The organism is Capnocytophaga sp. ARDL2 (assembly GCF_041530365.1).
Lineage (GTDB): Bacteria > Bacteroidota > Bacteroidia > Flavobacteriales > Flavobacteriaceae > Flavobacterium.
The window spans coordinates 969,919-985,105 of the sequence record NZ_CP168034.1 but is presented as its reverse complement, the minus strand read 5'-3'; the positions used below and the strand labels follow the sequence as shown (position 1 = coordinate 985,105).

Below are 15,187 nucleotides of genomic sequence, written 5' to 3'. Positions count from 1 at the left end.
CGGATTTGTGGAGAATAAGGGAGTCGAACCCTTGACCTCCTGCGTGCAAGGCAGGCGCTCTAGCCAGCTGAGCTAATTCCCCATACATTCTACGAGTTATTTGTTTTGCCTTATCTACCGCATAACTGCTCAACTTCTAGAATTTCCTATTTAATACTAGTAGTCCCGGGCAGACTCGAACTGCCGACCCCTACATTATCAGTGTAGTACTCTAACCAGCTGAGCTACGAGACTCTGTATATCCTTCTATTTTATCCATTTATTTGAACCAACAGCGAGAGGTAAAGTCGGACATCTCTAGAAAGGAGGTGTTCCAGCCGCACCTTCCGGTACGGCTACCTTGTTACGACTTAGCCCCAGTTACCAGTTTTACCCTAGGCAGCTCCTTGCGGTCACCGACTTCAGGTACCCCCAGCTTCCATGGCTTGACGGGCGGTGTGTACAAGGCCCGGGAACGTATTCACCGGATCATGGCTGATATCCGATTACTAGCGATTCCAGCTTCATAGAGTCGAGTTGCAGACTCCAATCCGAACTGTGACCGGCTTTATAGATTCGCTCCTTGTCACCAAGTGGCTGCTCTCTGTACCGGCCATTGTAGCACGTGTGTGGCCCAGGACGTAAGGGCCGTGATGATTTGACGTCATCCCCACCTTCCTCACGGTTTACACCGGCAGTCTTGCTAGAGTTCCCGACATCACTCGTTGGCAACTAACAACAGGGGTTGCGCTCGTTATAGGACTTAACCTGACACCTCACGGCACGAGCTGACGACAACCATGCAGCACCTTGTAAATTGTCCGAAGAAATATCTGTTTCCAAATAAGTCAATCTACATTTAAGCCCTGGTAAGGTTCCTCGCGTATCATCGAATTAAACCACATGCTCCACCGCTTGTGCGGGCCCCGTCAATTCCTTTGAGTTTCACACTTGCGTGCGTACTCCCCAGGTGGGATACTTATCACTTTCGCTTAGCCACTCAGTCCGAAAACCAAACAGCTAGTATCCATCGTTTACAGCGTGGACTACCAGGGTATCTAATCCTGTTCGCTACCCACGCTTTCGTCCATCAGCGTCAATCCTTTGTTAGTAACCTGCCTTCGCAATTGGTATTCCATGTAATATCTATGCATTTCACCGCTACACTACATATTCTAGTTACTTCACAAAAATTCAAGAACTACAGTATCAATGGCAATTTTACAGTTAAGCTGCAAACTTTCACCACTGACTTATAATCCCGCCTACGGACCCTTTAAACCCAATGATTCCGGATAACGCTCGGATCCTCCGTATTACCGCGGCTGCTGGCACGGAGTTAGCCGATCCTTATTCTTACGGTACCGTCAGTTTGCTATACATAGCACGTTTTCTTCCCGTACAAAAGCAGTTTACAATCCATAGGACATTCTTCCTGCACGCGGCATGGCTGGTTCAGAGTTGCCTCCATTGACCAATATTCCTCACTGCTGCCTCCCGTAGGAGTCTGGTCCGTGTCTCAGTACCAGTGTGGGGGATCTCCCTCTCAGGACCCCTACCCATCATCGTCTTGGTATGCCGTTACCACACCAACTAACTAATGGGACGCATGCTCATCTTATACCGATAAATCTTTAATATCTAAATGATGCCACTCAAATATACTATGAGGTATTAATCCAAATTTCTCTGGGCTATCCCTCTGTATAAGGTAGATTGCATACGCGTTACGCACCCGTGCGCCGGTCTCAAACTACTAAAGTAGCTCTACCCCTCGACTTGCATGTGTTAGGCCTGCCGCTAGCGTTCATCCTGAGCCAGGATCAAACTCTTCATCGTATATTTTTTATATTAATGATGTTTTATCCCAACTTTACTTGTTCTCTCAGGTATGCTGTTAATTCAATAAAATATTTTCTATGATCGTCTCTTGTTTTACTTTCACTCCCCTCTCAGAAAGCGAGTGCAAAAGTAGAAAGAATTTTTAAAACTACCAAAATTTATTTTGTTAAAAAATTTGTTAAAGTTTTTCTCCCTCTACCTATAAAACGCTTCGTTTCTAAAGCGGATGCAAAAGTAGAAAGTTTTTTCTAAAACACAAAACTTTTTTAGTTTTTTTTTCTTTCGTGGGCGATGAGGGATTCGAACCCCCGACCCCCTCGGTGTAAACGAGGTGCTCTGAACCAGCTGAGCTAATCGCCCCCTATCTCTTTGAACGGATTGCAAAGATAGAACAAGTTTTTGTTATCTTCCAAATGTTTTGAAGAAAAATTTTGAAATATTTTTTAAACAATTGGTTTTCAACGGATACTTTCGATACGCTTTGTGAATTCTCTCGTAAATTACACGGATTGTCGCTGTTTCTTTTCTTTTTACAACAAAAAAACAGAGATGCTATGCTTTTGGAGGAAACAGAGACCTTTGCGTATAAAATAACCTATGTAGTCTATGTATCTATCGGATTAAAAAAACTTTCGCTCATTAAAAATTTCTCAGAAGTTGATACGGGGCGTATCGTTTTTTACAACGGAGAAACAGAGATTTCTTTAAACCACATGGGACACAATAGAAACATAAAAATAACTGTATACAAATGAATAGACGCAACTTTAATTTCCTTCAGATAAATTTTTTTTGATACTATATCAAACCTAAATGACATCACCTCCTATTAAGCGAAACTGGTAGCAAGTATGGAATAGCATAATTATTAAAATTAGTCTGCACTATTTTCTTTCAAAATATTCAATTTTCACTACCTTTGTACAAATCTAAACACTTGATGAAGCGCAGTATCATAACCACTCAAGATGGCTCTTCTTCTATCTCTATTGAAAATTGGGGTGAAACCTACCACTCTATTTTTGGTGCAGTTCAAGAAGCTGTTCACGTGTATATCAAAAATGGTTTGCTTTTAATAAATAAACCTTCCCTCAACATTTTAGAAATGGGATTTGGAACTGGTCTCAATTTTTGTTTGACCTATAAAGAAGCTTTACTCCGGAATCTTGAGATTCAATACACCGCTGTTGAGGGGTTTCCTTTGACTGAAAATGAATTTCTATCGCTCAACTACTTTTCTTATTTCCCTGATTTTTCTTTTGAAGAAATCCATCGCTTGACTTGGGATGAAACTCATCAATTGACAAAAAATATTTCTTTGCATAAAAATTATTCATTGTTTGAAAATTTATCTTTACCTCACGATCACTATGATTTGATTTACTTTGATGTATTTGGTTATAATTATCAACCGGAATTGTGGAGCGAAACCATCCTTCAAAATATGTTTCATTGTTTAAAATCTGACGGTATTTTAGTTACGTACGCAAGTAAAGGTGTAGTTAATCGCACTTTGAAATCTATTGGTTTTACTGTAAAAAAAATGCCAGGTCCCCCTGGCAAACGTGAAATGACTATTGCTATCAAACCGTAAAATATTCCATTACCTTTTGAGTAGCATGTCTGTTTTTGGCTACATATTCTAAGTTGATTTTCTCAATTGCGTGTCTTTTATTCTCGTCGTTTAGCAATTCATCAAAAACTTTGTGCATTTGTTCGGCATTTTCCACTGAAATACAACCACCCAATGCCACCAAATCTTTGGCTTCTTGAAATTTACTATAGTTCGATCCAATAACTATTGGAGTTCCAAATACTGCGGTTTCTAATATATTGTGCAAACCTGTTTTGAAACCTCCGCCGACATACGAAACAGTTGCGTAGGGATAAATCGAAAACAACTGCCCAATGGTGTCTATAATCAACACCTGAAAATCTTTCAAGTCCACCCCTACTCGCTCAGTGTATCGGATTGATTTCAATTGTATTGCTTGTTGTAGTTTGGCTATCTTATCTTCCTTGATGTCGTGCGGAGCAATAATCCACTTAACATTTTTCGATGCATTGAGGTATGGTAAATACTGTTCTTCATCATCAATCCACGAACTCCCTACAACAATAACTTTTTTACCATCAATAAATTGCTCAATTTCAGCTTTGGATTCTACTTGTTTCGCAAATGACAATACTCGGTCAAATCTTGTGTCCCCATGAATAGTAACATTCTGTTTACCAATACTATTCAACAATTCTTTAGATTGACTATTTTGCACAAAAAAATGTGTAAATGCTGATAAAATTTTTCGATAAAAACCACCATACCATTTAAAAAACAATTGATCTTCACGAAAAATACCCGAAATCAAATAGGTAGGAATTTTTCTCTTTTGCAATTCTTTCAAATAGTTGCGCCAAAACTCATATTTTACAAAAAAAACTTTTTCAGGTTGCACACAATCTAAATATCGTCGTACATTTCCTGGTATATCCAAAGGTAAATAGACAGCAATATCTGCCAAGTGATGATTTTTTCGTATTTCATAACCCGAAGGCGAAAAAAAAGTCCAAACCACTTGATGATTTGGATTTTTCTTTTTCCATGCTTCTATCAGTGGTACTCCTTGTTCAAATTCGCCCAAAGACGCCGTGTGTATCCATATATACGACTGTCCTTTTTGGATTTTTTGCTGCAATAACTCAAATGTTTGCTCACGACCTTTGACAAACAATTTCATTTTTTTGCTAAAAAACTGTGTCACTGGCACTAAAAATGCAAACAATCTAATACTTATTTGATAGAGTACATTCATTTTATTTTGAAATTAATTTTCCCGAACCTGTAATTTCTACATTGAGAATTTCGGTATTTTGATAATAAATGGTTCCTAAACCAGTAAGTTTTCCGTCCAATCCGTTGATGGCATTGGTATAAATCACACCATCTCCATATTGATAAACCTCTGTAAAAAACGACGGTACTTCCGACAAATCGATGACTCCATTTCCATTGTTTTCAATAAATGCACTGTTGGTTTTTCCTGACAATTTTATCTCTGCATTTCCTTTATTCGTAATTTTTAAATCTTCGGTTTTCACCTGAGTTTTTACAACGCCATTTCCTATCACTTCGATTTCAAGTTCATTGGTTTCCAAAATACCCATAGATTCGACAGTAGAATTGCCCAAAACTAAAATTTTATCCAAATCTTTATTGGTAATAGACACCTTGAAATTTTCAGTTTGATCTACAATTACAAATCCAGGTTTTAATTTTATAGTCAAAATTTCATCTGCTACCGAAATGTCAAACAATTGGTGCAAATTGGCATCGGCAGTTATATTCACAACAGGTTGTAAACTATTTGCCATTATCATCAAATCGATTCCTCCCCCCAGGATTACTTTGTTGTATTTCTGAACCTTTTTTTCTTTTGTTACAACATTTTTATTTCCTTTTACTTTTCTTTCTTGTGCAAAAGAAACTGTAGTACAAAGGAGCATTATTGCTAAAACTATTTTCTTCATATTGCTACTGTTTTTAATCCTTCTACTGTTTCTAACTCATTAATTGTACCAAAAATATCTTCTGTAAAATCGAGTACTTCAGAATTTAAAAAATTTTTCTTCAAATCGTCCATCCCCTTTTCCATTAATAAAGGGGTGGTAAACTTGCGACTACTGCCCAAAACAAATTCGTTGACCACAATACGAAAATACATTTTTCCTGAGGGTGTTTTGTACTTTAAAAAATCAATTCTGTCAAAATTACGTTTCAACACAGTGATTTCACTCATACATTGTGTTTTATGTTGGTGCGAATTACTCGTAAAAATCACATTTCCCTTTCGATTATTGTAAGTATATTTATAGGTTCCATTTTCTCTTTGACTTATGACTAAAGTTCCCATTTGTATCTAAGGCTTTTTCCGTTTAAAAATTTAACATTACCAATTAATAGGTGTTTTTCCATTTTGTACTAAATATTCATTTGCTTGAGAAAAATGTCTATTTCCAAACCATTTTCCTTGATTGGCACTCAATGGTGATGGATGTCCCGATTTCAAAATCAAATGATTTGTACCGTCAATCCATTGTTCTTTTTTATGAGCATTGCCTCCCCATAACATAAAAACTACTCCCTTTTTCTCTCGACTTATCATCTCAATAATTTGTTGAGTAAACGATTCCCAACCTTTGCGAGTATGACTTCCCGCCTGCCCTTCTCTTACTGTTAGTACATCGTTTAGCAACAAAACTCCTTGATTTGCCCAGCGTGTCAAATCACCATTTATGGGAAGCTTCTGCACCAGTATCGGTCATCACTTCTTTAAAAATATTGACCAAACTTTTTGCTAAAGGATACACTTGAGGATTGAGCGAAAACGCTAAACCATTGGCATGCCCCAAAGTAGGATAGGGATCTTGACCTACAATCACTACTTTTATATCTTCAAAATCACAGGCATTCAATGCATTGAAAATTTGTTCTTTGGGTGGTAAAATACGCGTATTTTTATCTTGATATTCTTGGGTTAAAAAATCTGTCAATTGCAGAAAATACGGTTGTTGAAATTCTGATTGCAATTTTTCCGACCAAGAAACATTTAGATTTAAATTCATAATTACTTTTTTTGCAAAATAATGAAAATATTAGTGGGAATACAATTTGGATTTTTGAAAAAAAATATTCAGCCAAAAGTTCAATTTGATAGATTTTCCCAGGCGTTACCACCAATCGAGAATCTGTAATCCATGGATTGAGATATCAAACCATTTTATAAGTATTTTTCTGTTCTTTAGCCCATTGACACAAATCATCAATAGATGAATCTACTACTACTTTTGTGGTTTTTGGCATTGAATATTTTGAAGAATTTGAAATATGATATCCATATTTTTCAGGAGATTGCATAATGGTTTTCAAAGCCAATATCCTAAACACATATCAAGAAGTTTCTTCGTTTAAATACAAATCGTAATAAGAAGTTACTCCTTGCAAATCCAATTGTTTTTCGATTCCACCCATTCCTCTGTTATAGACAGCTGCTACTAATGTCCAATTGCCAAATTCATTGTACGCATTTCTCAAAAATTTACAAGCGGCTTCAGTAGATTTACCAAATGATTTCGTTCGTCTATCGTATCTGATATTTCTAAATTGTATTCGCGAGCTGTATTTGCCATAAATTGCCAATATCCTTTTGCACCAGCCGAAGAAGTGGCGTTGGTCAAAGCACTTTCTATCACACACAAATATTTAAAATCATCGGGAATGTTGTTCTTTTTTAATATAGGCTCTATAATCGGAAAAACCTTGTGTGCTCTTTTTATAATCAAAGTAGTGGCTGAATGTAAATTCGTATTTACTACCAACTCGCGGTCTAATCTTTCTCGAACTTCAAAATTGTGCATAGGTACTTGTTCGTCACAAAAATCATAAATATCTTTTTCGATATTCGTTTCAATTGTAGGCAAATTATTTCCATGCAAAGGAATAGTTTGCAAAGTCATCATTCCCAATGCAACAAAGTCAATCAATTATTTCTTTTTCATTTTGCAATTTATATTTATTTTTCTAACTCTTGTTCAACAATTTTTGTCAATTCTCGAGCATGTGTCAAAATCATAGCGTGAGTGCCACCTTGAATTAGGCGAACATTTTCACAAATATATTTCGAGGGAAAAATATGATCATCCGTTCCATGAATATGCACCACATTTGCATCGCTCGGTTGTCCTTCCCATTCCAACGCTTGACGAATACTCCAATCGAAATAATACGGACTCAATTTGACCAAATATTTTCTATACAATTTCACTTTCTTTTTCGCAGCATCGACAAACAAATATTTATCTGCCCAATCCATCATAGTTTTTAAATAATTGGATGGAAAGGCTTTGTATAAATTCCATTGATAAATGTATCTCAATGCATTGGGAAACTCTTCTTTTGATTTAATACTCGACACTACAAAAACTTTTTTACACGGCAATTGCTTAGCAATTTCCTGTACAACAATTCCACCAAAAGAAACGCCCATCAAAATAGGCTGTTCCTCTTGAATAGGCTGAATCAATCGTTGAATATATTTTTCTAAAGGTTCGTCTTTTTTGGGCTCTATCCAGTCTATTTTTACTAATTCATATTTGTTTTCATCAAGTTGTAAATAATCAAAAATTTGAGCTTTGGCTCCCAACCCAGGTATGCAATAGATTTTTTGTTTCATCATTTTTTTCTCATTCTTACTTTTCTGACCCACAATTCTATCTTTTTTTCCTCCTACAAATATAATCAAAACAAAAAGGCTTCACAAATTGTGAAACCTTTAAGCCAAGTTGAATTGTAATTTTAATAAGTATGAATGAAATTCAATTAGAATATCCATTTCATTGTGCTGTGTTGGAATACTTCATACACATAATCTCCTTCGATCAACACCAAACAAGTGATGTAAATAATCAAGAAGAACATTGGTGCTACGATAGACCATCTAAAAGATGCTTTTTCACCTTCAAGGTGCATAAATGCCCACATGATGTAGTAGGCTTTCCATATAGTCATCAAGATGAAAATCCAGTTTAGGAAAGACAAACCAAATACTCCATTGTGGAATAATGAATCTGGTTTGAAGATACCTAAAACAACTTCGATGATTGTCAATATAGACAGGTAAGCAAATACCTGCCAAATTCTTTTTGTATTAGATGCGTGTGCTCCCATTTTACTAAAAATATTTTATTATAATTATACCAAATAGAAGAATGTAAATACAAACACCCATACCAAATCTACAAAGTGCCAGTACAATCCTACTTTTTCTACCATTTCATAAGAGCGTCTCTTTTCGTAAGTTCCCAACAACACATTGAAGAAGATGATGATATTCAAAATCACCCCAGCTGTAACGTGGAATCCGTGGAAACCTGTGATAAAGAAGAACAAATCTCCAAATGTTTTATGTCCGTATTCGTTGCGTACAAGGTTTGCACCTTCTACTACAATGTTGAAATCATTGATTCTGTTTAATGATTCCTCACGAGATAAAACGATTTTTTCGTGTTTGTTTTCAGGGTTTGTAAATTGTGTACGAACCAAGATGTCTTGATTTTTTTCCAATCCAGCTTTTACTTGCTCCAAAGATACAGATGTCTGAGCATCTCCACTCATAAACCAAGTACCACGGCTACGAGAAAACTGTAGATCTTCTCTTGCAACGGTAGTATCAGCAAAGTCTGCCAAAGCTACACGCTTTCCGTCTTTGTCAACGAATTGTAAAATTTCTCCACCTTTAGTTTCGATTGCTCCGTAAGTTCCGTTGATGAAGTTTTTCCACTCCCACGCTTGTGAACCTAAGAATACAAAACCACCTACAATTGTCAAAAATAAGTAAGTAGCTACTTTTTTCTGCTTCATTTGGTGTCCAGCATCTACTGCCAATACCATTGTTACTGAAGAGAAAATCAAAATAAAAGTCATCAATGCAACATAGTACATCGGAGCTTCTACTCCGTGTAGGAATGGAAAGTGGTTGAATACCTCATCAGCAATTGGCCATGAATCCATAAATTTGAATCTCGTGAAACCATACGCTGCAAGAAATCCTGCAAATGTTAAAGAATCTGATAAGATGAAAAACCACATCATCATCTTTCCATAACTTGCTCCTAATGGTTGGATGTCTTCTCCTCCACTCCATACTTGTTCTTTAGTCGCTGCTGTGTTAACTGTCGCTCCCATATAAAGATTTAATGTTAAAAAAGTTTTCAAAATTAATACTTTTTTCGCTTTTCAAAAAGTATTTTCTTATTTATAAAATGTAAAAAACAAAAACAGATACAACCATAAGAAATCTAAGAAATGCCAAAAAATCGTAGCTAACTCAATTCCAAACGTTTGACCTTTGAAATATTTCTGTTTGAAATGGTTATAAATTACTGTTAACAATGCTATCAAACCTCCAATCAAGTGTCCGATGTGTACAATTACTACTACATATAGGAAAGAGGTCGTAATGGTACTTTCACTTCCTGTAAAGTAATATCCCTGATCGATAATCTGTCCAAAGCCTACAAATTGACATACGATAAAGGCGATTCCCAATGCCAATGTTACCAACAATAACGAAGTGGTCTTTGAGCGTTCATTATTTTTAATAGCTTTCAATGCCAAATGAAACGAAACACTCGACAATAAAATGATTACTGTAGAAATCGTAAATGCCGATGGCAATGTAAAATCTCTCAACCAATCCGGACGACTTTCACTCACCACATACGCACTGGTCAATCCGGCAAACATCATTGTAAAACTCGCCATTGCCAAGTACAACATGGTCTTTTTTGCCTTGTTACTCCTTTGTTGTTCTTCTGTTAAAGTTATTTGTTCCATTTTTTATTATATTTTTTTATTTATTTTTCTCGCATTTCCCTTGGCTCGAATCCCAATAATTATCGGAACGAAGTGGGTTTAACGCAGATTTTTTATTTAACCATCGTTTCGCTAACTTTATGTGCAGATATATTGATTGCGTTGATTATTTTTTTAATAAATCAAAAAAATATCTGTGATAATCGAATTAAAAGAAAGAAAATCAAAAAAAATCTATTCTCATCAGCGTAAAAAAACGAATAGATGATTCCATTTTACTATCTTAAAAATTTATCCACTACAAATAGTATTTGTATCAAACTGATGTATGTTACACTCACCAACATCAAACTTCTCGCTGCGTTATCCGTTTGTGTTTTGTGCAATTGAAAAGCTGCCCACAACATCCATAACCCACTTACAAATACCAAAATTGTTGCAACCAAACTCAATTTCAACTGACCTGTTACTCCAAAATAAGGTATAATCGACACCAATATCAACCAAAAAGTGTACATAATGATTTGCATCGAAGTCTTTTTATCTTTTTTACCCGAGGGCAACATAGCAAATCCTCCTTTTTGATAATCGTCATGTAAAAACCAACCCAACGCCCAAAAATGTGGAAACTGCCAGAAAAATTGTATCAAAAACAATGTCCCCGCTTCGATTCCAAATTCGTTGGTATGAGCTACCCACCCCAACATAAACGGAATGGCTCCAGGAAAGGCTCCAACAAATACCGACAAAGGGGTGATGGGTTTTAATGGTGTGTAAACACTCGTATATAAAAAAATCGATATTGCACCAAACATTGCTGTTTTGGGACTGATGATGTACAAAATCACTATACCTGCTATCGTGAGTAGCGACGCCAAAGCAAAGGCTTGTTGTTTGGAAACTCGTCCTGCTGCTATTGGTCTATTCGCGGTGCGTTTCATCAACAAATCGGTATCTTTTTCGATGATTTGATTGAAAGCATTCGATGCTCCTACCATACAATACCCTCCGATTGCCAATAATATGATTTTATAATCCAAATCCGACCAACTGTCGATTGCCAACATATAGCCCGCCAATGTAGAAAACACTACACTCATTGCCAAACGAGCCTTGGTTATGGTTTTGAATTCTGTAAATAGTGGTGTCAATGCCATTTTGTTGTTTTTTCAATTTGCAAAGATAGTTTTTTTGTTTGAAGTTTAAAATGTTTGAGGTTTGAAGTTTTGAAGAAAGAATACATATAATAAAAAAACAAAGGCTGTACATTTATTTGAACAGCCTCTTCTTATTACTCCTCTATAATATATTCTATTGTACCCATACGATAATCAAAAAAACAAAAACCCTCCGCCAAAGTTTTATTGGTAAAACTTTGGCAGAGGGTTGAAAATAGTTAATCTACTCCACCGCTCCGATCACTCTATTTTGGGTAACGGTGTCATAACCACCGATGTAGGCATCTTCGCTATGTTTATTGATACCCGTGTATTCAAGGCTGGAATCTTCGTAGCGTTTGAATTTGAAAACTGCATCGTTCATCAGTTCACCGTTGAATACGCCCAAACTTTCCAACAACGAAAAATCTTCAATGGAAAGTCCCGTTACTTTTTTGAATAATTCAGGTTCAATGTACTGAATCACATCTTTTAGGGTATGCTCTCTTAACTCAGATAGATACATGAAAACAGGTAGTCTCGTGGCAAATTTGATGAGTTTTTCTTGAATTTGCTTTCGCATACTCTTTACCTCTTTTTCTTTGTCGGTGAGTTCTTTTTTCTCGGTTTTGCTCAATTCTTCGTCTTTTTCAGCCGCTTCTTTTTTGGTTTGCTTGATTTCTTCCGATTTATTAACTATCGACTCAATGTCTTGATTCAGCGAACGAAATCCTTCTATACTCATCAGGGCTTTCATCGCTTCTTCGTTGTTTAAAAGTCGTTGCAAAGTGATGTTATCTACATTCACCAACAAGGCAGATTCCCACCTACGAGCCAAAAGCGTTCCCGTAGTTCCGCTCGTGGCAATGTCCAACAATTCCGATGCATTGATTTCCTTCATCACACTGCCATCGTACGACAATACTGGCAAGAAACTCAACAAATCGGCTACTTTTTTCTCTGGGCTTTCATTTGAATCTACATTAAGTCTGTTGCTATACGATACAATCTGACTCAACGCTCTATTTGGGGCAAAGTCAAAGACATAACATTCGTGTTTGATGATTTCTTCACGATTGGGGCTGTTTTTATCTGGATTTTTCAGCACCCACGGAGTTTGCACTCGAAATACGGTTTGAAAATAAGTCTCAGGACTTTGGGTATTTCTCAATATAAAAATTCCAGTCCAAGGTTTTACAGAAACACCCGTCGTCAGTTTTCCGCACGACAATGTAATGGTTTTGGTCTTGAGTGGCTCACGCGTCATAGCGGCTTCAAGAGGTTTTAGGGCTTCTACACCTATTCCTGCTTGAGTACCGGCACAGACTACCACTTCGTAATCGTGGAAAAACTTGTTGGTAGCTTTTTTTAGCAAATTAGCCATTGCAAAACACGAAGCTACATTGGGCAAAAACCAAAACGAATGTTGCAAAGCATCTTTCAATCGCACATCTTTAAAGGGCATTGGTGCTTTGTTTTTAGGGTCTTTTAGGGCATCTTCGTTTTTTTCTTTGTACTGACCACGCACAAATTCCAACCAATTTTGCACTTCTTCTTCGTATTTGAATGTTGCATTTTTGCCTGTGTCTGTGGTTGAGAAAAATTCATTCAAATCAAACTCGTTGAACTCGCCTTTTAGGGCAATATTTCGTATATCTTCGGGCAACTGATAAGTGAGCATGACCAATCTTGGCAACGAAGCATAAGGATTGGCTCCGTTTTTCTCGTTCCATTCAGTTTTGGCTTTTTGCTCGTCGGTATAAGTCCAGTTAAATATTTGTTCTTCAATAAATTCACCATTGGCAATGGCACGGAATGGCGTACCCGAAAGGTAGAGATAATGCTTGGTGGTGATAGGCAATTCATCTTCTTCAAACTGAAAATCCAATGCTTTGCCATCGTTTTCTGTTTCTATCTCTTTTTGTTCTTTCAAGGTTTGTTCGTATTCTTCTTTTTCCTCCTTGTTTTTTTTGGCGTCAAAAAGGTCTTTGGTGTTGTCTTGCCATGCTCCAAAGTGGTATTCGTCAAAGATTACGCAATCCCAATCGGTGTTATGCACCCATTCGTTAGAAATTTTGATACCGCCCGATTTTTTGTCCCTACCCAAAACATCTTGCAAGGAAGCAAAATACACAAAAGGCTGATTGTGATTGATTTCATCTTCGGAAATATCCTCTTCTTTTTTGGAAACAAATTGCCAATTTTTAAAGTCTATATGACTCAAAAGGTCTTCACGCCAAGCCGAAAGTACGGCAGGTTTGAAGGTGAGTACCAAGATTTTTGTCCAACCCATTTCCAGAGCCAACTGATAACTGGCAAAGGTTTTTCCAAAACGCATTTTGGCATTCCAAAGAAAGTGCGGAATGATGCCTTTTTCCTTTTCAAAAGAGCGGAAATATTTGGCGGTTTTGGTTACAGCTTCCTGTTGTTCTGGTCGCATACCGAAGTCCAAGGAGCGTTTTTCTTTGTTGAATTCTTGTCTTTTTTCGGCAAGGATAGCAGCTTTTACCTCGTTGAGCGTACATTGAAACCATTCGCCTTCTTCTTTTTTGTTGATGATGCCCATTTTTTGAAGTTGGCGATGCACAGCACCATCGGTAAAGAAAGAGCCATCTTCTCTAATGGCGATTTCTTCCAAGATAATTTCCCACGATTGTTTGGGCAATTTCACATTTTCCATTTGCTGCCTTACTCGTTGCTCGGCTGTGTCTTTGGTAGTATAGCCCACCTTGATATACCCCGGAAAACGAGTATCGGTGTAGGCGTAGATTTTGGGCGTATTTTTGGTTTTAAACATAAACTAACTTTTTTTTCTCTTGGTTTTCTCTTGGTTCTTTTCCTTTGATGAAAAGAGCCAGATTTGCAATACCGAAACAATACCTAATGACTTTTCATTAGGTATTGTTTCGGTATTGACTAAGGGAGGGGCCTTATCGGATGATTTTTCCAAATATTTGCAAGAATTGTTCTTCTTCTTCGAGGGCGTATTTGGCGTAGCCGTATAGGTCTCTCATCCACTCTTGGAGGGCGTCAAAGGCTTTGTTTTTGTCTTTGGTGGCTTGTTGGTTTTCGTTTTTTTCTTGCGAATAGTTGGCATAGGCATCGCGTATTTGAGCGATATTGCTGAGTTGTTTTTCTACATCGTCTGTTGCGATTTTTAGTCTTGCCAGTGGGGTGAGGAGGTTGGTGTCTGCTTTTAGCTTGGTATAAAAGCTGTACATCTCCTCTATGAGTAGCAATATGGCTACGGCTGGGCTTCCTTTGAGTGCCAGACTGATCTGTGCTGTAGGGTTGTTTTTGAAGATGAGTTTGGCTTTGCCTCGATGGGTACGATAGGCTTCTGTAGCGGTATCCATCAGGGCTTTGAAGGTAGCATAGGCTATTTTTTCATCTTCTGTTTCTTGCTTGTTGGTCGTATAGCTTTTTCTTGCTTGGGCGTAGAGTTGTTTTCCTTTTTGGATTTCTTCTGAGCCGTAGCCGTAGTCTTGTAATTTTTCAGCGATTTGCTGGTGTTTTTCTAATGTTTCGAACAATACTTTGCTGTTTTGAAGTATTTCTTCGTTGGTGAAATAGAGTCTTTTTGCCATAATTGATATATTTTAAATGATTATTGATTTGGTTTTACTTGTTTTTGTTTTCTTCTACTCATTTTCGCATTTCGTCAGGTGTTTTTTGGTTTTTGGGTACTCGTTTTTGGGTTTTGTCAGGTGCTTTTTGGTTTTTTTTCATTCATTTTTGCGTTTCGTCAAGTGCTTTTTGGATTTTTGGTACTCGTTTTTGGGTTTTGTCAGGTGACAATAGTATTTTTTATCCTTTGGTACTTTGTCAAAGTTTTGAGACT

The 15,187-nt window shown here is 37.0% G+C and carries 17 protein-coding genes, 3 tRNA genes and 1 rRNA gene; 2 read left to right on the top strand and 19 right to left on the bottom strand.

The genetic code is table 11. The features are described 5' to 3' along the window. Positions 1-8: 8 nt before the first annotated feature. The 4 genes from AB4865_RS04855 to AB4865_RS04840 form a co-directional block, all read right to left on the bottom strand. A tRNA-Ala gene (locus tag AB4865_RS04855) sits at positions 9-82 on the bottom strand. A gap of 78 nt (positions 83-160) precedes the next feature. Next, positions 161-234 (bottom strand) — tRNA-Ile (locus AB4865_RS04850). Between the two features lie 67 nt (positions 235-301). After that, positions 302-1,818: ribosomal RNA gene (locus tag AB4865_RS04845) — 16S ribosomal RNA — on the bottom strand. Positions 1,819-2,106: 288 nt separating this feature from the next. Further along, a tRNA-Val gene (locus AB4865_RS04840) sits at positions 2,107-2,181 on the bottom strand. 71 nt (positions 2,182-2,252) lie between these two features. Here AB4865_RS04840 and AB4865_RS04835 point away from each other — a divergent pair. Together AB4865_RS04835 and mnmD are read left to right on the top strand one after the other, a co-directional pair. Next, positions 2,253-2,576 carry a hypothetical protein gene (locus tag AB4865_RS04835; RefSeq protein ID WP_372474603.1) on the top strand — a complete coding sequence of 108 codons (324 nt, stop codon included), beginning with the start codon at positions 2,253-2,255 and terminating at the stop codon, positions 2,574-2,576. Positions 2,577-2,740: 164 nt separating this feature from the next. Then, a complete protein-coding gene (gene mnmD, locus AB4865_RS04830) occupies positions 2,741-3,415 on the top strand; it encodes a tRNA (5-methylaminomethyl-2-thiouridine)(34)-methyltransferase MnmD (protein WP_372474602.1) in 675 nt (224 codons plus the stop codon). Here the strand turns inward: mnmD and AB4865_RS04825 are convergent. From AB4865_RS04825 to AB4865_RS04755, 15 genes are all read right to left on the bottom strand, one after another. Continuing rightward, complete coding sequence (locus tag AB4865_RS04825; protein WP_372474601.1) at positions 3,405-4,556, bottom strand: 3-deoxy-D-manno-octulosonic acid transferase; 1,152 nt, start codon at positions 4,554-4,556, stop codon at positions 3,405-3,407. The genes mnmD and AB4865_RS04825 overlap by 11 nt on opposite strands. 76 nt (positions 4,557-4,632) lie before the next feature. Then, positions 4,633-5,346: a GIN domain-containing protein gene (locus AB4865_RS04820; protein ID WP_372474600.1), complete on the bottom strand. Its 714-nt coding sequence runs from the start codon at positions 5,344-5,346 to the stop codon at positions 4,633-4,635. Next, entirely contained in the window at positions 5,343-5,729 is a 387-nt protein-coding gene (locus tag AB4865_RS04815) for a hypothetical protein (RefSeq protein ID WP_372474599.1), read from the bottom strand. The genes AB4865_RS04820 and AB4865_RS04815 overlap by 4 nt, the downstream gene beginning before the upstream one ends. Before the next feature lie 36 nt (positions 5,730-5,765). Continuing rightward, positions 5,766-6,128: a uracil-DNA glycosylase gene (locus AB4865_RS04810; protein WP_372474598.1), complete on the bottom strand. Its 363-nt coding sequence runs from the start codon at positions 6,126-6,128 to the stop codon at positions 5,766-5,768. Further along, a complete protein-coding gene (locus AB4865_RS04805) occupies positions 6,103-6,441 on the bottom strand; it encodes a hypothetical protein (protein WP_372474597.1) in 339 nt (112 codons plus the stop codon). Before AB4865_RS04805 ends, AB4865_RS04810 begins: the two co-directional genes overlap by 26 nt. Positions 6,442-6,586: 145 nt before the next feature. Further along, entirely contained in the window at positions 6,587-6,763 is a 177-nt protein-coding gene (locus AB4865_RS04800; RefSeq protein WP_372474596.1) for a hypothetical protein, read from the bottom strand. Positions 6,764-6,766: 3 nt separating this feature from the next. Beyond that, entirely contained in the window at positions 6,767-6,910 is a 144-nt protein-coding gene (locus AB4865_RS04795) for a hypothetical protein (protein WP_372474595.1), read from the bottom strand. After that, the gene (locus AB4865_RS04790) at positions 6,907-7,359 is read right to left on the bottom strand and encodes a transglycosylase SLT domain-containing protein (protein ID WP_372474594.1); all 453 of its coding nucleotides are present in this window, start codon (positions 7,357-7,359) and stop codon (positions 6,907-6,909) included. Before AB4865_RS04790 ends, AB4865_RS04795 begins: the two co-directional genes overlap by 4 nt. 29 nt (positions 7,360-7,388) lie before the next feature. After that, positions 7,389-8,051: an alpha/beta fold hydrolase gene (locus AB4865_RS04785; RefSeq protein WP_372474593.1), complete on the bottom strand. Its 663-nt coding sequence runs from the start codon at positions 8,049-8,051 to the stop codon at positions 7,389-7,391. 143 nt (positions 8,052-8,194) lie between these two features. After that, positions 8,195-8,542: a cytochrome C oxidase subunit IV family protein gene (locus tag AB4865_RS04780; protein WP_372474592.1), complete on the bottom strand. Its 348-nt coding sequence runs from the start codon at positions 8,540-8,542 to the stop codon at positions 8,195-8,197. A gap of 24 nt (positions 8,543-8,566) precedes the next feature. Further along, entirely contained in the window at positions 8,567-9,559 is a 993-nt protein-coding gene (locus AB4865_RS04775; protein WP_372474883.1) for a cytochrome c oxidase subunit 3, read from the bottom strand. A gap of 66 nt (positions 9,560-9,625) precedes the next feature. Further along, on the bottom strand, positions 9,626-10,210 hold the full coding sequence (locus AB4865_RS04770; protein ID WP_372474591.1) for a heme-copper oxidase subunit III: 585 nt from the start codon (positions 10,208-10,210) through the stop codon (positions 9,626-9,628). 257 nt (positions 10,211-10,467) lie between these two features. Then, the gene (gene cyoE, locus AB4865_RS04765; protein WP_372474590.1) at positions 10,468-11,346 is read right to left on the bottom strand and encodes a heme o synthase; all 879 of its coding nucleotides are present in this window, start codon (positions 11,344-11,346) and stop codon (positions 10,468-10,470) included. 244 nt (positions 11,347-11,590) lie between these two features. Next, a complete protein-coding gene (locus AB4865_RS04760; protein WP_372474589.1) occupies positions 11,591-14,143 on the bottom strand; it encodes a GIY-YIG nuclease family protein in 2,553 nt (850 codons plus the stop codon). 133 nt (positions 14,144-14,276) lie between these two features. Further along, positions 14,277-14,933 carry a hypothetical protein gene (locus AB4865_RS04755; protein WP_372474588.1) on the bottom strand — a complete coding sequence of 219 codons (657 nt, stop codon included), beginning with the start codon at positions 14,931-14,933 and terminating at the stop codon, positions 14,277-14,279. Positions 14,934-15,187 lie beyond the last annotated feature (254 nt).